This window comes from Glutamicibacter sp. MNS18, assembly GCF_026107515.2.
Classification (GTDB): Bacteria; Actinomycetota; Actinomycetes; order Actinomycetales; family Micrococcaceae; genus Glutamicibacter.
In genome coordinates this window covers 20340-38804 of sequence record NZ_JAPCHW010000006.1, presented here as the reverse complement: position 1 = coordinate 38804, position 18465 = coordinate 20340, and the positions used below count along the sequence as shown (strand labels likewise).

Annotated in this window: 14 protein-coding genes; 6 read left to right on the top strand and 8 right to left on the bottom strand. The window is 64.5% G+C overall.

Annotated elements, in window-relative coordinates:
* Positions 1-20: 20 nt before the first annotated feature.
* Positions 21-641 (bottom strand): hypothetical protein, encoded by a 621-nt coding sequence (locus OK351_RS10000; protein ID WP_265158445.1) that lies wholly within the window; start codon positions 639-641, stop codon positions 21-23.
* Between the two features lie 114 nt (positions 642-755).
* Positions 756-1472, bottom strand: a complete 717-nt coding sequence (locus OK351_RS09995; protein WP_265158444.1) for a TetR/AcrR family transcriptional regulator — start codon at positions 1470-1472, stop codon at positions 756-758.
* Between the two features lie 367 nt (positions 1473-1839).
* On the opposite strand from OK351_RS09995, the gene OK351_RS09990 reads away from it, so the two are divergent.
* Genes OK351_RS09990 through OK351_RS09980 form a run of 3 tightly spaced genes read left to right on the top strand, consistent with a single transcriptional unit; the run spans position 1840 to position 4875 of the window.
* On the top strand, positions 1840-2565 hold the full coding sequence (locus OK351_RS09990; protein WP_265158443.1) for a queuosine precursor transporter: 726 nt from the start codon (positions 1840-1842) through the stop codon (positions 2563-2565).
* Positions 2566-2618: 53 nt separating this feature from the next.
* Positions 2619-3308 carry an ABC transporter ATP-binding protein gene (locus OK351_RS09985; RefSeq protein WP_265158442.1) on the top strand — a complete coding sequence of 230 codons (690 nt, stop codon included), beginning with the start codon at positions 2619-2621 and terminating at the stop codon, positions 3306-3308.
* Positions 3295-4875, top strand: coding sequence for a hypothetical protein (locus OK351_RS09980; RefSeq protein ID WP_265158441.1), 1581 nt, complete (start codon positions 3295-3297; stop codon positions 4873-4875). Before OK351_RS09985 ends, OK351_RS09980 begins: the two co-directional genes overlap by 14 nt.
* Before the next feature lie 14 nt (positions 4876-4889).
* Here the strand turns inward: OK351_RS09980 and tgt are convergent, their stop codons facing one another.
* The gene (gene tgt, locus OK351_RS09975; RefSeq protein WP_265158440.1) at positions 4890-6185 is read right to left on the bottom strand and encodes a tRNA guanosine(34) transglycosylase Tgt; all 1296 of its coding nucleotides are present in this window, start codon (positions 6183-6185) and stop codon (positions 4890-4892) included.
* Positions 6186-6325: 140 nt separating this feature from the next.
* Between tgt and OK351_RS09970 the strand changes: the two genes are divergently transcribed.
* Positions 6326-7408: an FUSC family protein gene (locus tag OK351_RS09970; RefSeq protein ID WP_265158439.1), complete on the top strand. Its 1083-nt coding sequence runs from the start codon at positions 6326-6328 to the stop codon at positions 7406-7408.
* 98 nt (positions 7409-7506) lie between these two features.
* On the opposite strand, the gene OK351_RS09965 is transcribed toward OK351_RS09970, so the two are convergent.
* Positions 7507-8046 carry an NUDIX hydrolase family protein gene (locus OK351_RS09965; protein ID WP_265158437.1) on the bottom strand — a complete coding sequence of 180 codons (540 nt, stop codon included), beginning with the start codon at positions 8044-8046 and terminating at the stop codon, positions 7507-7509.
* Between the two features lie 188 nt (positions 8047-8234).
* Between OK351_RS09965 and OK351_RS09960 the strand changes: the two genes are divergently transcribed.
* Both OK351_RS09960 and OK351_RS09955 read left to right on the top strand, forming a co-directional pair.
* Positions 8235-9680, top strand: a complete 1446-nt coding sequence (locus OK351_RS09960; protein WP_265158435.1) for a DHA2 family efflux MFS transporter permease subunit — start codon at positions 8235-8237, stop codon at positions 9678-9680.
* Positions 9681-9803: 123 nt separating this feature from the next.
* Positions 9804-10580 carry a 3-hydroxyacyl-CoA dehydrogenase gene (locus OK351_RS09955; protein ID WP_265158433.1) on the top strand — a complete coding sequence of 259 codons (777 nt, stop codon included), beginning with the start codon at positions 9804-9806 and terminating at the stop codon, positions 10578-10580.
* Positions 10581-10586: 6 nt separating this feature from the next.
* Here OK351_RS09955 and OK351_RS09950 read toward each other — a convergent pair whose 3' ends face one another.
* From OK351_RS09950 to OK351_RS09935, 4 genes are all read right to left on the bottom strand, one after another.
* Positions 10587-11486 (bottom strand): hypothetical protein, encoded by a 900-nt coding sequence (locus tag OK351_RS09950; RefSeq protein WP_265158431.1) that lies wholly within the window; start codon positions 11484-11486, stop codon positions 10587-10589.
* 99 nt (positions 11487-11585) lie between these two features.
* Positions 11586-12605 carry a pseudouridine synthase gene (locus OK351_RS09945; protein ID WP_265158429.1) on the bottom strand — a complete coding sequence of 340 codons (1020 nt, stop codon included), beginning with the start codon at positions 12603-12605 and terminating at the stop codon, positions 11586-11588.
* Positions 12606-12610: 5 nt separating this feature from the next.
* Complete coding sequence (locus OK351_RS09940; protein ID WP_265158428.1) at positions 12611-13426, bottom strand: Fpg/Nei family DNA glycosylase; 816 nt, start codon at positions 13424-13426, stop codon at positions 12611-12613.
* Between the two features lie 346 nt (positions 13427-13772).
* Positions 13773-18431 (bottom strand): ATP-dependent helicase, encoded by a 4659-nt coding sequence (locus OK351_RS09935; protein ID WP_265158426.1) that lies wholly within the window; start codon positions 18429-18431, stop codon positions 13773-13775.
* Positions 18432-18465: the final 34 nt, after the last annotated feature.

The window sequence follows — 18465 nt, the reverse complement described above, 5'->3', positions numbered from 1 at the left end:
AAGTAATCCGCCGCGGCGGTTCAGTTCCGCTCGCGCATCATGACGCTGATTCGAGTGGCACGGGACCAGCCTTCAGCCAGTTCACGGGCATTGTCCTCGGAGGCCACTAGCAGCAGCCACGGCAGCCCGTGCTGGAATGCCGATCCGGCAAAGTTGGCCAGGACCGCGCGCCGTGCGGTATCCGGATCGGAAGGGGAGAACAGGTCGGGATCGGAAAGCAGGGCGTAGTTTGGGCCGAAGTGCATCCTGCCGCGCGCGACAGGCCGGTCGAAATCGGTGACCTCGACCACGTCGTAGTCGTCCATGGGTGCCTCGAAGAGTGCCGAGGTGTCAGGGAGCTTGACCACTTGCTCCACATCGTCGGGCCGCCCGGCCAGCAGGACCAGGGTCGCGCCGAGTTGCCAGCCTTGTTCCGCGAGAGCCGCTGAGCTGTGTTCGACCGGTTGGCCAAGCAGCATCAGCCTGTTGGTATCCGCCGGAATCTGCCAGGTGTCCTCTGGCCAGTAACGCAACAGCTCCACATCGCCCCCATCCGCGGCGACCGATCGGAGAATGCCCGGCGCGGGTACGGATGCGATTCGGTCACGGAGCTTGGCGTAGCCATTGGTCCATTCGGGAAGCGGTCGGGCGGCGGGGGTCATGCTTGGCTCCTCTGGCATGTGGAACGGGTGGTTCTTGTTTTCGACTTTACGCCCATTCGGCGGACGCTTTCGAACACTGTGACAGGTGATACCCCGGCGCAGCCCGGATTGCGGTTAGGACGCGAGGGACCTGGTGCGTTTGCCGCTTGTTTCGAGACGGGTGGCGGATCCGCTGCCCTCCTGGTGGGCTGCGGATTCGTCCATGAGCCCGAGCAGGTCATCAAAAAGCGAGCGAACCACCGGGAGCCGGGACAGGACCGCGAATTTGGCGGCGACCGGTGCTGCATTGCGCATTAGACGCTGGGACCGGTTCTGTTGCGGTGAGGTGTCATAGGCCCACAGCGAGAAGAGCATCCGGGACAGCAGCAACAGGAATCGGGGAAGGTCGCGCCGGATTCCCAGGGGCGGCAATGGCCGGGATTTTTCGACGACTTGTTGCCACATGCGCAATTCGATATCCCTTCCGGGAACCTCGGGTTGCTGGGCCGAGCCCAGCAGGACCTTGAGGAATGTGGGTCCGAAGCCGTGATAGGGCCCCAGCGTAGTCACCGAGATGTCCAGCGCATGGCGGATATTGCTTTCCAGGGTGTTTCCCTCGTCCAGGGCCTCTTGGCAGAGGTCGGCCTGCTCCTGGCGCAGTTTTACCAGCAGCTCGGCGACGATCTGTTCCTTGGAAGTGAAGTAGTAGTAGGCATGCGACAGGGAGAGGCCTGCCCGTTGGGCGATGGTCCGCATGCTGGCCTGGTGATACCCGAGTTCCGCGAAGGCCGTCAGTGCCGTGTCAAGCAAGGCCGCCTTGGTGCTCTGCCCCTTGCCCGTGCGCGGTTGCATGAGCGCTCCTTCTGTTCGCCGGGATGTCCCTGCTCATCAGTGTAACGATTTTTTGAACGCGTTCAAAAATTTTCCATGAAAAGGTTGAAGCTGACTGGAAACGAACCTGTCGTTGTATTTCATCAGGTCTCTTTATCGAAGAAAGCCAGATGGAAATGGGTTTGACACTACTCCCGAAGGAGGTGTGAGGTGCGTCATAGTTACTTGTCAGATAGGAAATTGTTGACTGGGGGTCGCATGGGATAATGGAGCGGCAAGTGCTAATACAGCGGGGTCACCCTCCCACCTCTAGCCATTCCGGTGTGCATTTTTCCGTGCACGGGTCGGCGCGGTGTGCCCTGGCGAACCACTTTGATTAGGAATCCTTATGGGCGCATTAAACGCCACCCCCAAACCTGCACGCACCTCCAAGGCCGTCTTCGCGGCGGCCGGTAGTCCCTATTTCTCCACGGTTCTGGCCCTGATGGGCGCCGTGGTTATCCTGTCCAATATCGGAGCATCCAAGGGCGTGGCCTTTGGGCCGTTGATCACCGATGGGGGATTTTTCCTCTTCCCGCTGGCGTATATCCTCGGCGACGTGATTTCCGAGGTCTACGGGTTCAAAGCGGCCCGACGTTCGATCCTGGTCACCTTCGGTTTGGCGATCTTCTCGGTCCTGGCCTTCTGGGTGATGATTGCCCTGCCATCTGCTGATTTCTATGACGGGCAGGACGCACTGGAGCGGACCCTTGGTCCGATCTGGCGAATCGTGTTCGCCTCGATCCTCGGGTTCCTGGTGGGACAAATGGCCAATGCCTGGGTACTGGTCAAGCTCAAGGAACGGTTTGGCGAACGTGGTCTGATCGGGCGCCTGATCGGTTCCAGTGGGGTCGGCGAATTCCTGGACACGCTGATCTTCTGCTCCATCGCCGCTTCGGTGATCGGGATCAGCACTGCGGGGGAGTTCATGAACTACGTCGTGGTCGGCTTCGTATACAAGACCGGAGTGGAGATTATCTTCGTGCCGCTCACCTCGCTGGTCATCCGCTGGTTCAAGCGCCGCGAGCCGGGATACGCCCAGCAACCGACTCAGGATGGCGGGAACCGGACCTAAAAAACGCACTTCGGTCGACATTCATGCCGGCGGTGTCCCGGTAGCCTCGAACCATGGGCGAGGATATCGGGAAGATTTGCATACGCGAGCTGAGTGCCGGGTACGGTACCCAGCCCCTGTGCGCTCCATTGAACCTGGACATCCTCCAGGGGCAGGGGCTGGGAATCATTGGTGCGAATGGCAGCGGGAAATCGACCGTCCTGCGCACCATCTTCGACCTGCAGGTTCCGGTGGCCGGCAGTGTGGAAAACCGAGGAACCACCCTGGATGAATCCTCCATGGACTATCGACGGGATCTGGCCCTGCTCGTCGAAGACGGTACGTTCTTCGACGAATTGACCGTGGCCGAACACCTGGGTCTGACCGCTCGCGGGCACGGTCTGGCCCATCCGAGGCAGGCGGTGGATAACGAACTGGGCTTCTTCGATCTATTGCCGGTGGCCGATGCGTTTCCCCACCAGCTGTCCTCCGGCCAGCCTCGCAAACTGATGTTGGCTGCCTGCCTGATTCGTCCGTCCGCATTCCTGGTACTTGACGAACCGGAACAGCGGCTGGACCCCGGTTTCCGGGTACGGCTGGCGGAGCGGTTGGAGCGACTACGCGCCGACGGAGCCGGGCTGGTATTGGTCAGTCATGATCCGCTGCTGATCGGCCGTTGCACCCGCGAGGTGCTGCTGTTGCAGGACGGGGACTGGCACCTTCTGGAAACGGACAGGGCGGTGGCGTGGCTTGGCGGCGCGTGAGACGGCCGCCGGGAGCATCGGGTTCGATCCACGCAGCGTGCTTCGCCATGCTCGTCGCGGCCGTAGCCGCGCCGAGAAATTCGACGCGTTTTCCGATGTGTACATCTGGGTGATCATCGTCGTTTTTGCACTGGCCTATTCCTTCGGCTTCCTGCGGGCCGGACTCGGTGCGTTGCTCGGGGAATTCGCGACACCGGTAGCCTTGCCCAGCGCATTCCTGCCCCTGTCCGAGGTGCTGCTTGCCGCAGTGCTGGTGATTCCCGCATTGGTCCTGCATCTGTTGCTCTGGCTAGGACCCGCAGCGGTGACCGGCGCCCAGGGCCTTTGGTGGTTGCCGCTGCCCATCGAGCAGGATGGCCTGCGCCGTGGTGCGCGACGCAAGGCCGCGCTGATCGGCATCACCGGTTGCGTTTCGGGCTGGATCCTCTGGTTTTCCCTGGCCGCAGCGGTCTTGCCGTCCCCGAGCTGGCTGATGTCGCTCAGCGGGCTGCTCACCGCCCTGGTGGCCGGGGCCGTGCTGGCGGATACGGCACTTCTCATCCAGCACCGGGCGGCCGGACGGCTCGCACACCGGCTGCCGGCACTGGTCCTGTACCTGCTCGGGATATGGTATGCCGCACAGTGGGTGTTGCAAGCGGTCGGTGTCCTCGGACCCGGTCAGGACGCATTGGAGGGTCTGTTCTGGCAACCGGCAGTATTCGTCGGTGTCCTGGGGCTCTGCCTGGTGGCGATGGCGTGCCTGCGTTCCACTGCGCGGCAGGCGGCGCAACAGCTTGCACCGAAAGTGCTACGGGCCGCCGGGCACCGCCAGCATACCGTTCATGCTGCACTGCACGTGATGGATGCCGGCGCCTTGGCCACTGTCGCCGAACCCCGCGCCATACGCCGGGTGCCAGCGCCACACCGATCCCGGGGAGGGATGCTTCCGGTGGCCATCGAGATCGTCGTCAAACGTGTACTTCGCCGTGGGCTGCACCGGCGGATGCTCATGAGCCAGGGGGTGTGCACGGCTTTGCTGCTGCTGGTGCAGGACGCCGCGAATCCGGTGGCCCTGTCCCTCATGATGCTGGTGTTGCTGGTACAGCTGATGCTGGCCATGTCCACGGGATTCGAACCGTTGCTGGCCGGCGGGACCTGGTCCAGGATCCTGGGGATCGGGCGGTGTCAGATATCGACCGGACTGGTATGGGCCGTGCTGCTTCCCGCCCTGCTGATCGCCGGACTCGCGGCACTGGCAGGGCAGCTGTTCTTCGTGGTCGGTGACCCGTGGGCGTTGCTGGTGGCGGTGCTGCTGGCGGCAACGGGCGTGGTGGCCGGGGTCAGTCAGCGTGCCGGACGGGGCCACCAGGATCTGGACGCGGCACTGCGGGGCATCGGCACCACCGCCGGCGCCCTGATATCGGTATCCCATGTGATCAGCGGGGTGCTGCCCACCATGCTCGCGGCTTTGCCGTTGCTGGTGGTGCTGTTGGCGGGAACCTCCGGCGTGCCCTGGATCGTCTGGGGCATCGCGGTGGTGGCCGGGTCGCCCAGGATCAGGGCAATGGTCCCGGGGCGGGCGAGGTAGACCCGGCAGCCCGACTAGGCGGCCGGGTTCCCCTGCGGATCCGGTTTGCCCGCGTAGTACCGGCTCATGACCTTCTCCTTGTAGTCGAAGAAGGTCCCGTTCTCGATGGCCTGGCGGGCGGATTCCACGAGGTTCACGGTGAAGTGCTCGTTGTGGATCGAGATCAGGGTATGGCTGAGCAGTTCCTTGGCCTTGTACAGATGGTGGATATAGGCACGGGTGAAGTGCAGGCAGGCGTAGCAGTCGCAGCCTTCGACCAGCGGGGTGAAGTCGCGCTTGTAGCGTGCCCCGGAGAGGTTGAACCGCCCGTTGGGGGTGTAGAACGCCGAATTCCGGGCCACCCGGGTAGGGGAGACACAGTCGAAGGTATCGGCGCCGTTCTCGATGGCGGTGAAAATGTCGTCGGGTTCGGAAATGCCCAGCAGGTGCCGGGGCTTGTTTTCGGGCAGTTCCTGCGAGCACCAGCCAACGATGGTACCCAGGTTCTCCTTTTCCAACGCCCCGCCGATGCCGAAACCGTCGAAGGCCATCGACCCCAGATCCTGGCAGGCCTTGCGACGCAGATCCTCGTACTGGGCGCCCTGGATGACCCCGAACAATGCCTGGTAAGGCTTGGCGGCGCGCTCGTCGGTCAGCCGGAAATGCTCGGCGATGCAGCGGATTGCCCAACGCCGGGTGCGCTCCAGGGACTCGACCTGGTAGCCACGCGAGTTCTGCAGGGTGGTCAATTCGTCGAAGGCGAACATGACATCGGCGCCGATCTGGTGCTGGACCCCCATGGAGACCTCCGGGGTGAAGCGGTGCTTGGTGCCATCCAGATGGGACTTGAACCAGACACCGTCCTCGTCCACATTGGCCATGCGCTCCTTGCCCGGGGCGACCGCATCGTCCGGTCCGGACTGGTCCACCGATTTCATGTCGATGACCTTCTTGAAACCCGAGCCCAGGCTCATCACCTGGAAGCCGCCGGAGTCGGTGAAGGTCGGGCCGTCCCACCCCATGAACCGGCCCAAGCCCCCGGCTTCGTCCAGGATGTCCGCGCCGGGCTGCAGGTACAGGTGGTAGGCATTGGCCAGTACCGCCTGCGCACCGAGCCGCTCCACCTGTGCCGGGGTCAGCGCCTTGACGGTGGCCTTGGTGCCCACCGCAATGAAGGCCGGGGTTTTCACCTGACCGTGCGGGGTGGTGATGGTGCCGGTGCGGCCCAGCATCTCGGAGCCGTCCTGCGCCGTCAGGCGCGTGCCGACCTCGAAGGAGAACTCGGCTTGGCGGGAATGGGCGGTGGCGGGATCAAAAGTCTTTTCGGGCACCACTCTAGTTTGCCGTATGGGTGGGCCCGTGAGGAAAACGACAGGTGGCCGGTGGGATCAAACCGGGATTCGGACCCGGGGGAAAGCCACAATGGAAAGATGGGATCAAAGGCCAAGTGCAGCAGGGAAGTGGGCAGAGCTTGAAGCAGTCAGGACCGGGTGGGGCCCTTAAATCGTTGATCACGCTGGGGCCGGCCCGCAAGGACCACTGGGTCGGGTTGCGTACCGGCATCGGCATCTTCGCGCCACTGATCCTGTTGCTGGCAATCAATCGCCTGGACCTGATGGTCTTCGTGGTCTTCGGAGCCTTCACCGGGGTCTATGGCCGGGTGGACGGCTACTGGAACCGCCTGCGCATGCAGCTGCGTTCCGGTGCCCTGTTCTTCGCGGTGATCGCCTTGGCATTGCTCGCCTCGCATTGGTGGATCAACCACGATGATCCCGAACTGAAGTCCTGGCAGTTGGTTGGGGCGACCACCCTGGTGGCCGGGGCCTGCTCGGTGGCCGCCGGGTTCCTGCGGCTGCGTCCGGCCGGCTCGCTGTTCCATATCTTCGCCTTTGCCGCGATAGCCTCCATTGCCGAGCCTGCTCCGGCCGGGCAGGCGCTGCTGGCCGCCGCCGCCACGATCGTGTTCCAAATCGTCGTCGGGGCCAGTGGGGCGATCGGCCAATGGGCGAATGTCTGGCAGCGCACCGCTTTGCCTCCACTATCCGGAAACGTGAAGAGCGCGATCTGGTGGGAAGGCCTTTTTTACGTGCTGACCGCGGGTGCCGCCGGGGCATTGGCCAACACGGTCGGCAGCCGGCTGGATGCCGGGCACAACTACTGGGCCATGGTCGCCGCGGTCGTCCCGTTGGTGGGTCACACCACCCGGATGCGGGTCCGTCGTGGCGTGCACCGAGTTCTGGGCACCCTGGTGGGGATGCTCCTGATGGCAGCGTTGGTGCTGGCCAACCCACCGGTGCTGGTGCTGGTGGTCTGCATCGGGCTGCTCCAGTTCATGACCGAGATGCTGGTGATCCGCAACTACTTCCTGGCCCAGATCTTCGTCACCCCGCTGGCCTTGATCGGGGTCTCGCTCGTCTCCGGTTTGTCGACCGCGGTGATGTACGACCGGATCGTGGAGACCCTGATCGGTTCGGCCGTGGGTATCCTCGGCGTGATCGGTGGCAGCCTGTTCGGCCGGCTGCTGTTGCGGATACGCGGCACCCGGACGGCCTAGGATACCGGCCCCAACCTGCTGCCGCTTCGGGAGCCGGCCTGGGCAGCGCCCCCGCCAGATACCTGGTGAGCGGGGACGCCACGATCAGGGGCAAGGAACTAGAAGTTGATGCCCACGTGGGCCATGGCCTGGCGCAACACGTTCTCACGGCCTCCGACGAACTCGGACTGGATCTGGGAGCTGAGCGCCTCGGCCGGGGAAAGCCACGTCAGTTCCAGGGCGTCCTGGCGCGGGGTGGACTCGCCGCGCACCGGCACGATGTAGCACATCGCGACCGCATGTTGGCGGTCGTCGGTCAGTCCGGTTTCGCTGGGCGCGGGGAAGTACTCGGCCACCGTGAACGGGGCCGGGCTGGGTGGAAGCTGCGGCAGTACCAGGGTCCCCAGGTCCTTTTCGATGTGGCGGATCAAGGCGGCGCGGATGGTCTCGCGGTACATGACGCGGCCGGAGACGAAGGTGCGGCGCATCCGGCCCTCGCCGTCGGCGGTCAACAGCAGCCCCACCTCGTTGACGTATCCCAGCGGGTCAAGGCGTACGGGAATCGCCTCGACATACAGCATTGGAAGGCGTTGACGGGCTTCGTGAAGGTCCTCTTCACTCAGCCATCCCGGATAAGGGTCAGGTGTGCGCACATTCATGTCTCCATCTTCTACCACTGTCCTCGGATTGCGGAACAAGTTCAGGCTGTGTTGCGCAATTCACCATTCCCGGTGGCAGTCGGGGGTAGCCAGTAGTAGTTGTCACCGGTAAACTAATTGGGCTTGTTCAATCACTTTTCGGGTATTCCGCCCGCCGCATGCTTCTTACAACCAGACCGGGGACTGTCTTGACCACTTCCACAGAGCGCCTGAGCGCCAAGGACTTTATGACGATTGCGGTGCTGATCGTCTCGGCCTTCGTGGTCATCCTGAACGAAACCATCATGAACGTGGCGCTGCCGGTGCTGATGGAGCAGTTCCAAGTCACCCAGGACACCATCCAGTGGTTGACCACCATCTTCATGCTTACTATGGCGGTGGTGATCCCCACGACCGGTTTCCTGTTGCAAAAACTGAGCACCCGGCAGGCCTTCGTGCTGGCCATGGGGCTGTTCACCATCGGCACCGCGCTGGCTGCGGTGTCCCCGGGATTCACCGTGTTGCTGATCGCCCGGGTCATCCAGGCCTCGGGCACCGCGATCATGATGCCGTTGCTGATGACCACCATCCTGGACCTGGTGCCGGCCGAACGGCGCGGGGTATTGATGGGCAATGTGTCGATCGTGATCTCGGTGGCGCCGGCGGTTGGTCCCACGCTGTCCGGGGTGATCCTGCAGTACCTGTCCTGGCACTTCATGTTCATTGCGGTGCTGCCGGTGGCGATCCTGGCCCTGGTCATCGGCACCCCGCGGCTGGATAACTCCCCGGGGGCCTCCAAGGCCCCGCTGTCGGTTCCCTCCCTGATGCTGGCCCTGCCGGGCTTCGGCGGTCTGGTGTTCGGTTTGAGCCGGTTGTCGGCCGCCGGGTTGGACCTGGTTAGCGGGGTTGTCCTGGGGATCGCACTGATTTGCCTGGTCAGCTTCACTCTGCTGCAGGCACGTCTGCAACGTGAGGACAGGGCACTGCTGGATCTGCGTCCTTTCACCTACCGTCCCTTCACCCTGGCGCTGCTGTTGATGGTGCTGGCCATGGTGTCGTTGTTCGGCGTGATCATCCTGTTGCCGATGTTCTTCTCCATGGTGCTGGGCATCGACACGCTGGCCACGGGCTTGATCATGTTGCCCGGTGGGCTGTTGATGGGCCTGCTCGCGCCCTTCGTCGGACGCCTGTATGACAAGGTCGGTGCACGACCGCTGTTGGTCCCCGGCGGGCTGATCCTGACCGTGGTCCTGGTGGGCTACGCGCTGGTCCTGGACGCCACCACACCTATCTGGCTGCTGGTTGTGATGCACCTGGTGATGAGTGTGGGTATGTCATTGATCTTCACTCCGGCATTCACTACCGCGCTGAACCCGCTGCCGCATCACCTGCACTCGCACGGTTCGGCCGTGCTCTCCACCCTGCAGCAGCTGGGTGGGGCCATGGGCACGGCCACGGTCGTGGGTGTGGTGGCTGCCAGCACCGCAGCCAAGATGGCCGCCGGCACCGATGCGCTGAACGCCACCGTGCAGGGATTCTCCGCCGGGTTCATCGTGGGTGTGGTCTGCGGGATCGGCGTGACCGTCATCGGATTCCTGCTCGGCGGGAAGCAGACTGCGGACTCCGAGGTGGAGCAACCGGCGAACTCCCGCTAGCTGCAGACTGTTACCTGCTACCCCTTCAAAAAGCGCTACGGCCGAACTAGGCTGAACCCACAACCGTTTTCGGTAAGGAATCGTTAACCGAAAGCCGAGTGCACGGCGAATGAGGGGAATCAGATGCAGATCAAGGATGCGGTCGCGCTGGTGACCGGAGGTCTCTCCGGTCTGGGCCGGGCCACGGCCCAGACACTGGCCGAGGCCGGCGCGAGGGTGGTGGTGGTCGACCTGCCCCATGAGCAGGGGGCCGACCTGGCTGCCGACATCAGCCAGCAGGTGCACTATGCCCCGGCTGATGTCACCGACCCGGCCCAGGTGCAACGGGCGGTGGATGCGGCGGAGGCACTCGGGCCGCTGCGGATCGTGGTCAACTGCGCCGGTGTAGCCACTCCAGGCAAGGTGCTCGGACGCGACGGGGTGTTGCCGTTGGAGCGCTTTGCCAAGGTGCTGGAGATCAACGTCAACGGCACCTTCAACGTGATCAGACTGGCTGCCGAGGCCATGAGCCGGACCGATTCCCTGGAAGGCCTCGGCGGCACCGGTGAACGCGGTGTCATCATCAACACCGCCTCGGTTGCGGCCTTCGACGGCCAGATCGGGCAGCCGGCCTACGCCGCTTCCAAGGGTGCGGTAGCCGCCATGACCCTGCCCTTGGCCCGGGAACTGGCGCGCTACCAGATCAGGGTGATGACCATTGCCCCGGGGATTTTCCACACCCCCATGATGTCCGGCCTGCCGCAGGCCGCACAGGATTCCTTGGGCGCGCAGGTTCCACATCCCTCGCGTCTGGGCCAGCCCGGCGAGTACGCGGCTCTGGTCCAACATATCGTGCAGAATGCCATGCTTAATGGCGAAACCATCCGGCTGGATGGGGCGATCCGGATGGCACCGAAATAGGATGCGCTAGGAATCGACCGGCATGCCCCGGGCGATACGGTGTTCGGCATGGGTGATCTGGTGGCGGCGGTTTTCCGCGGCCACCACCACAACCAATCCGCACAGGACACTGGCAATCGACAACCACCAGGGACCCGCCCCGTCAAGCCATTGGGCCAGGGCAACCGCGAGGGTTCCGGCCACGAATCCCAGTGCCAGAGCATGGCGGCCCCGCTCGGAATGCGCCGCCACCGAGGCCATGACGGCCAGTGCCAGCAAGGCCAGCAGCGCCTTGGCGGCATGCGTCTGCCCATTCCATTCGGCTGCCGCGAAGAACAGTTGTGCCGTGAAGACCAGCGAGAACCCGGTGCACAGGCTCAGCGGGGCATCGGTGAGCAATCGTTCAAGGGTGTTGCGGGCGGTGTGACGGTTCAGTTCCCGAATGCCCAGGAAGCCGGCAATGCAGCTGATAGCCGCCAGGACGACGGCCGCCCAGGGCAGGAAGGAAGCGGAGAAGGTGAGTGCGCAGCCCATGGTTGCGGCCATGATGCTCGGATAGATGCTCACAGCCCTCTGCCGACGCGCGGAAACTTGTTGTGGGAGCAGCGCGAACAACGAGCTGAGCAGCAGGAAGATCGAAATGACCGGCCAGGCGTAGGACTGGATGCGTGAAACGCTGAGCAGGTCCGCAGCCGGGCGCCAGGTGCCGTTGGAGGTAAACGCCAGCACCGTGACCATCAACAACGCCGCGGCCAGGGCGAAGATCCCGGCACGGAGCCAATCCAACGTCTCGATCTCGGGACTCGGGCGGTGATCCGGTGGTGTGTACGGTAACTCCAGTGGGCTGGCAGATGCCTTCTGAGCGATGGCGTGCTGCGCGGAATCCACCAGAGACTGCAGTCGCTGTCGATCGCTGTCCGAGGTCATCGTTCACCATCTATTCCGGCCCGGTTGCACCGTGCCCAGTCGTCCGCCAGGGGTTTGTTAAAGACTAGGAACAAATGGGGAGCTTGGCCAGAGTCGGTTTCAGGCTCCGCGGGGGCTTTCCGAGAGGGTCAATTCGGAGGTGAAACGGCGTTCGGAACCGGTCAGCGGGTCGGTGAAGGCGATCGATGTGGCCAGTAGTTGAAGTGGCCGGGCATAGTCGTCCGGAGCCAGGTCCCAGAGCCGCGGGTAGAACGCGTCATTGATGATTCCCAGGCCCAGGGAGGCCAGATGTACCCGCAATTGATGGGTTTTTCCGGTCAGCGGGTCGAGATCCAGCAGTGCCACGTCCAGTCCCTTGAAGTACCCGGTGCTCCGCCCCCGGGCCGCCAAGCGGATATGGGTGCGGGCATTGGCCGGTCCTTCCTCGACCACCGAACGCAGCTGTCCCTTGACCTTGCTCATGCGGTTTTCAAAGTCCATGGGAAGCCGCTCCAGCAGCTCTTCCAATTCTTGGCTGTCGTGCTCGGCGATCACATCTCCGGCGGCGAGCACCTTGCCGGTTTCCAACCCTGCGCCGGGTTCCAAGGCGACCACCGCCTGGTAGCTCTTGCGGATTTCCCGGCGTTCGAAGAGGGTCTGGTAGGCGCCACGCGTGGCGGGGTTTGCGGCGAAGAGGATGACTCCGGCGGTCGCGCGATCCAGCCGGTGCATGGGAACCAGATCATCGATCCCGGTGTGGTTGCGCAGCCGGACCAGTGCGGATTCCTGGATGAACTTCCCGCCGGGTGTGGTAGGAAGGAAGTGCGGTTTGTCCACGACAACCAGATGATCATCCTGGTGCAGGATCCTGGCCTCGAACGGGATCCGGGTTTCGGTTGGCAGCGAGCGGTAGTACCAGATGAACTCGTGCTCACCCAGCGGGGTACCGGCGTGCAGCGGCTGCCCGGCCAGGCCCACGATCTCCTGTTGCTCGAAGCGGCGCAGGATCCCCTCGGGGTCCACATGGCCGAAGCGTTCGAGCAGGTAGGCCGCCACGGTGGGCCAGGGGCCGGTACCGGGCAGCCGCAAACGGGTGGCGTTCACGCCGTTGCGGACCGGGAGGGGGGAGAGCATTGCCATAGGGGCTATTCTTCCAGCTTCTGGCAGGCCGGGCAGTAATAGCAGTCTCTTTCGGTGGCCCCGAAATCGTCGCCCAGGGCGATCTGCCGAATCGGGGTGGAACAACGCAGGCAGGGTTTGCCGGTGCGTCCGTAAACCCAAAACGGTTCGCGGCTGTGTGCCAGGCCGGTGGTGACCCGGCGGGTGCGGTCCTTGTTGAGCTGCAACAGCCGGTGTGCCAGGCTCACCACCGTGTCCAGGTTCTCGACCTGGGCACATGGGGTTTCGGGATGGAGCCTGGCCAGGAAGAGTATCTCGCAGCGGTAGATATTACCGACACCGGCCAGCAGCCGCTGGTCCAGCAGCGCCGTGCCCAGGGGCCGTTGCGGTTCACGCAACAGGTTCCCGGTGGCCAGATGTGCATCCCAGTCGGGGCCCAGCAGATCCGGCCCGAGATGCCCGACCACTTCGTGTTCCTGGTCGGTGGGAAGCAACCTCAGCTGCTGGATCTCGAAGGCCACGGCCACCATGGTGGCCGTTTCAAGAACCATTCGGGCGGTATGGGCCGGACGTTTCCAGCGCTGGCCCGGTGCATACAGGTCCCACCGCCCCTCCATCATCAGATGCGAATGCAGGGATAGCTGGCCGGATATATCCGGCCGGTCGGCCTTGAGGCGGATCAGCAGGTGCTTGCCCCGGGCCACGACCTGGATTACCCGGCAGCCGGATAGGTCGGTGCCGGCCAGTTGGGGCACCCGGAATTCGGTGCGTGTCAGGTCCGCTCCCGCCAGGGCCGAGTGCAAGCGCCGGGCGAGCCGGTAGACGGAGTCTCCTTCGGGCATCGGACCTCCTGCAAAATCGGGGTGTGGGATCCAATCTACTAGCCGGTAGCGGATTGTCGCGCGGCAAGACATCTGGAAGTTATCGAAATTCACTTAGTCGTACTTTCAAATGCTGTAATGACACAGCTTCTATTGGTACATTTAAGTTTCTAACTCGTGATGAGGTGGTTGGGTTGATTGCCGAGTGGACACAGAGGCTGCTCAGTGTTCCCGGTGTCCCCGAATTCTGCGCCTCCATCCTGCCTGTCACCGGGCTCATTGCTGCCGCAGCGGTGGCAGTAATGTCCGCGTTGTGGGTGCTGGCCTGCCGCTCGAAGCGACGCTAACCCCACTGCAAGGCGGAGATTCAGCGCCGGAAGCGGATTCCCTGCGGCGTGGTGTAGAAACCGGCCTGCAGCAGGGCCCGGGCCAGGCGGTGCTCGAGGACCGGCTGGCCGTTCACCGTGGCAATGGCGATCTTGTCCACCGCCGCGGTACGCAACGAATCGACCAGCGCCCGGCCCAGACGCCCCAGGGCCTCCTCGGACGGCTCACCGAAAGCCAGCACGGTACGTCCCCCACGCTCCAGGTACAGGGCGAGCTCACCGTCCACAAGCCCCACCATCGCCCCGGCCTTGCGTCCGGGGCGATGCCCGGTATCGCTGGCGGGCCAAGCCAGGGCTGCACCGTACGGATTGGCGGGATCGGTGGCTGCGAGCACCAGCACCGGTACGGTACGCCGCGGGACCTGTGCTTCAGTATGGAAGCTGCGCAACCTGTCGATGATTGTGGAGGAAGCGAACTGGGCGGCCCCCAATCCTTCGATGAAGTAGCCGCGACGGGTGTGCCCGGATTCCTCCACCTTGGACAGCACCCGGTACAGTGTGCCGAAGCCACCGGGAACCTGCTCGACCGCCACCGACCCCCGGGTGAGCACCCCATAGCGTTCGAGGAGCACCTCGGCCGAGGCATGGGCGCGGATGGTTGGATCGGACACGGGTTGCGGCAACCGGCTCCAACGCGCCCCGCCGGTACGGGCCGGTCCGCTCTGGTTGGCAGACGCGCCTGCCAAACGGGTCAAACCGGAGAGCCGGTTCAACCGTGCCGCCCGGGCACGGGGAGTGGGCTTGGCGATCTTGTGCGCTGTGCTGCCTCCGGCCAGGTAGCTGCGTACCGGGGCGAAGGTGTCGGGACTGATGAATCCGGCCCAGAACAGCTCCCAGCAGGTCTCGGCGACCAGGGCCGGGGTGGGTTCAGGCTCCCCGTCGCGAGCCACCCGATGCGCCAGTTCCTCCACGAAATAAGCGCCGGAGGTATCCAGTGAGTCCAGTACCCGCCGGGCCAGCGCATCCAGTTCCCCGGTTTCCCCGGGCTTTATCGTGAGCGCGGCATGTTCGGCCGGATGCAGGCTGACCCAGCCATCCTTGCCGCCAGCCGCCCCGGCCCCGCAAATGAGCACATCCCCGGAACTGGTCAATTCATCCAGGTATGCCGGGGCGTACCGCCTTAACCGGGCAGGCAGCACCAGGGATTCCAAGGCACTGGCCGGTAGCGGTACCCCCGCCAACTGGGTGATCACCTCGTACAACCCATCCGGACCTTCCAGCGCGGAACCGATCTGCTGCCAGGCTGGCAGGAAACGTCCGAAGGTGGGCTGGTCCACCGGTTCAACTTCGGCGCGCAGGGCCGCCAGCGAGCGGGTGCGGATGGTACGCAGAACCTGCACATCACAATATTCGTCACCGCCGATCCCCTCGGGGACAAGTTCCAACGGGCGGAAGGCTCCGGTGGATAACCTGCCAGCGGCCACCAGCGAGTCCAGGATCGCGCGGACCACGGCCACCCCCAGACCCAATCCCGCAGCCGCCTCGTCAGGGGTGAAGGGTCCGTGGGTTCGGGCGAAACGGGAAAGCAGGTCTTCCACCGGGGTACCGCTTGGTTCCAGGAAGGCCTGCGCGATCCCCGGGGGTAGCGGCGTACCCAGCGCATCACGGAGTTTGCCGGCATCCTCCACCGCCGCATAAACGGTGTTGCCGTCCCGGCGCAGCGGAAAGGCCCGCCGGGCAGCGACCAGCGACTCGGCGTGGCTGCGTGCCGTGGCCTCGTCCAGACAGGTTTCCGGAACCAGCGGACTACGCAACCGTGCGGCAAGCTGTGCAACTGTCAGGGGGCCAAGCAGCCGCAACAGGTCGGCTGCTCCTTCAAGCCCGGCCAGTCGGCGATCTGCGGCCAGATGCTGCAATTGGCCGGTGAAAGCCTCAATCACCCGGGCATCGAGGATCTCACGCACGTCATTGCGCCCCAGCAGCTCACCGAGCAGCACCGGGTCCAGGCTCAGCGCTGCCGCACGGCGTTCGGCCAACGGGGCATCGGACTCGTAGAGGAACTGCGCCACATAACCGAAGAGCAACGACTGTGCATAGGGGGACGGGGTGGGGGTCTGCACCTCAACCAGCCGGATGCCACGCGAAGCGATGTCCTTGAGCACCTGGACCAGGGCCGGCAGGTTGTACACGTCATTCAGGCATTCGCGTACGGTCTCCAGGATGATCGGGAAATCAGGGTACTTGCGGGCCACATCCAGCAGCTGGCTGGCGCGTTGGCGCTGCTGCCACAGCGGAGTGCGTTTGGCCGGGTTGATGCGCGGCAGCAGCAGGGCCCGGGCGGCACACTCGCGGAAACGGGCGGCAAACAGCGCCGAATTGGCCACCTGGGTGGTGACCGCATCGACGATCTCGTCATCGGCGAAACTGAACAGCTCGGCACCCGGCGGGTCGTCATCCATGGCCGGGATGCGCAAGACGATCCCGTCATCGGCGGCCATGGCGGAGGCATCCAGGCCCCAGCGCTCACGCACCCGGGCACCGATCGCCAACGCCCACGGGGCATGGACAGCCAAGCCCAGCGGGGAATGCAGCATAACGCGCCAGTCACCCAGCTCGTCCACAAAACGCTCGATCACCAAGGTCTGGTGGCTGGGCACCGATCCGGTGGCCTGTTTCTGTTCGGTGAGATAGTTCAGCAGGTTCCTGGCGGCGAACTCATCCAGACCCTCGGCCCGCAACCGCTCCAGGGCGGCTGGAGGTTCCGCGGCCAGCAACCCGGAGGTGAAACGTCCCAGCTCCCGGCCCAGCTCGATCGGGCGTCCCTGTCCGTCCCCGTGCCAGAATGGCAGTTTGCCCGGTTGGCCGAATGCCGGGGAGACCAGCACCCGGTCGTGGGTGATGTCCTCGATCCGCCAGCTGGTGGCACCCAGGGCGAAGACATCCCCGACGCGGGATTCATAGACCATTTCCTCATCGAGTTCGCCTACTCGTTTGGGTGCCTTGGAATCCTCGGCACCGGCCAGGAACACGCCGAACAACCCGCGGTCCGGGATGGTGCCGCCGGAAATCACTGCCAGGCGTTGGGCGCCTGGCCGTGCGGTGAGGGTGCCGGCGTCCCGATCCCACACCAGCCGGGGTTTGAGGGTGGCAAATTCGTCCGAAGGATACTTGCCCGAGAGCATGTCCAGGGTGGCCACAAAAGCGCTACGCGGCAATTGGGCGTACGGGGCCGAGCGGCGCACGGTGTCGAACCAGTCCTCCACCTCCAGATCCTCCAGTGCCACCGCTGCCAGGGTCTGCTGGGCCAGGACATCCAGCGGATTGGCCGGGATGGCCATCTTCTCGATCTGCCCTGCACGCATCCGGGAAACCACCAAGGCGGTGGAGAGCAGATCGGCGCGGTGCTTTGGATAGAACATCCCGCGCGACACCGAACCGACCTGGTGTCCGGCGCGCCCCACCCGCTGCAGCCCGGAAGCTACCGAATTCGGGGATTCCACCTGGATCACCAGGTCAACCAGGCCCATGTCGATTCCCAGCTCCAACGAGCTGGTCGCCACCACCGCGCGTAATCGTCCGAGCTTCAGGTCCTCCTCGATTTCTGCACGGGTGTCCTTGGCTACCGAACCGTGGTGGGCCCGGGCCAGTACCGGAGCATCCGGGTGCGCGGCCGCGCTGGAGCCGGCCTGGGCCATGATGGCGGCCGGGCTGGAAGCTGGGATGTCCTGTGCGTTGAAACCCTCGCGTTCGGCGTAGAGCTCGTTCAACCTTCCGGTGAGACGTTCGGCCAGCCTGCGGGAGTTGGCGAAGATGATCGTGGATTGGTTCTCCAGCACCAGGTCCACCAGTTGCGCCTCGACATGTGGCCAGATGCTGGCCCCAGCCGTCGGGGAGGAACCAGGCCCGGCGTCGTGGGCCGCCGCGGCCGCGGGAAGATCGGTCATGTCTTCCACCGGTACCCGGACGCTCAGCTCCCACTGCTTGGAAGCCGGCGGGCGCACGATGTTCACCGGCGCGGACCCGCCCAGGAAGCGGGCGACCTCCTCGGGTGGCTCGACCGTGGCCGACAGGCCGATGCGTTGGGCTGGTCTGTCCAGCAGGTTGTCCAGCCGCTCCAGGGACAACGCCAAATGGGTGCCGCGCTTGGTGGCGGCCATCGCATGGATCTCGTCGATGATCACCGTGTCCACGGTGACCAGGGTCGAGCGCGCCTGGCTGGTGAGCATCAGGTAGAGGGATTCGGGGGTGGTGATCAGGATGTCCGGAGGATTCTTCACCAGTAAACGGCGCTCGGCGGCAGGGGTATCGCCCGAGCGTACACCAACGGTCACGGCTGGCTGGCTGATACCCAGCTCATGGGCGGTAGCCCGGATACCGGCCAAGGGGGAGCGCAGGTTTCGTTCAACATCCACACCCAGGGCTTTCAGCGGGGAAATGTACAGCACGCGGGTGCCTTGGCTGGCAGCAGGTTCCTCCAACCCGGGAAGCACCGGGGTTGGAGGGGAAGTGTTCAGCAGTGAATCCAGGGCCCAGAGGAAAGCGGCCAGGGTCTTACCCGAGCCGGTGGGAGCGATGACCAAGGTGTGTTGGCCGGCCGAAATGGAATCCCAGGCACCAGTTTGGGCGCTGGTGGGCTGGTGGAAGACATCGCTGAACCACTTGCGGGTCGGGGCGCCAAAACGCGAAAGGATATCGCTCATGGTCTTGATCCTACTTTCCGGAACCGACGTGTTG

Bases quoted from the DNA above. Each gene is read 5' to 3' on its own strand.
- OK351_RS10000 (WP_265158445.1), bottom strand. From the start codon at position 641: ATGACCCCCGCCGCCCGACCGCTTCCCGAATGGACCAATGGCTACGCC.
- OK351_RS09995 (WP_265158444.1), bottom strand. From the start codon at position 1,472: ATGCAACCGCGCACGGGCAAGGGGCAGAGCACCAAGGCGGCCTTGCTT.
- OK351_RS09990 (WP_265158443.1), top strand. From the start codon at position 1,840: ATGGGCGCATTAAACGCCACCCCCAAACCTGCACGCACCTCCAAGGCC.
- OK351_RS09985 (WP_265158442.1), top strand. From the start codon at position 2,619: ATGGGCGAGGATATCGGGAAGATTTGCATACGCGAGCTGAGTGCCGGG.
- OK351_RS09965 (WP_265158437.1), bottom strand. From the start codon at position 8,046: ATGAATGTGCGCACACCTGACCCTTATCCGGGATGGCTGAGTGAAGAG.
- OK351_RS09955 (WP_265158433.1), top strand. From the start codon at position 9,804: ATGCAGATCAAGGATGCGGTCGCGCTGGTGACCGGAGGTCTCTCCGGT.
- OK351_RS09950 (WP_265158431.1), bottom strand. From the start codon at position 11,486: ATGACCTCGGACAGCGATCGACAGCGACTGCAGTCTCTGGTGGATTCC.
- OK351_RS09945 (WP_265158429.1), bottom strand. From the start codon at position 12,605: ATGGCAATGCTCTCCCCCCTCCCGGTCCGCAACGGCGTGAACGCCACC.
- OK351_RS09940 (WP_265158428.1), bottom strand. From the start codon at position 13,426: ATGCCCGAAGGAGACTCCGTCTACCGGCTCGCCCGGCGCTTGCACTCG.
- OK351_RS09935 (WP_265158426.1), bottom strand. From the start codon at position 18,431: ATGAGCGATATCCTTTCGCGTTTTGGCGCCCCGACCCGCAAGTGGTTC.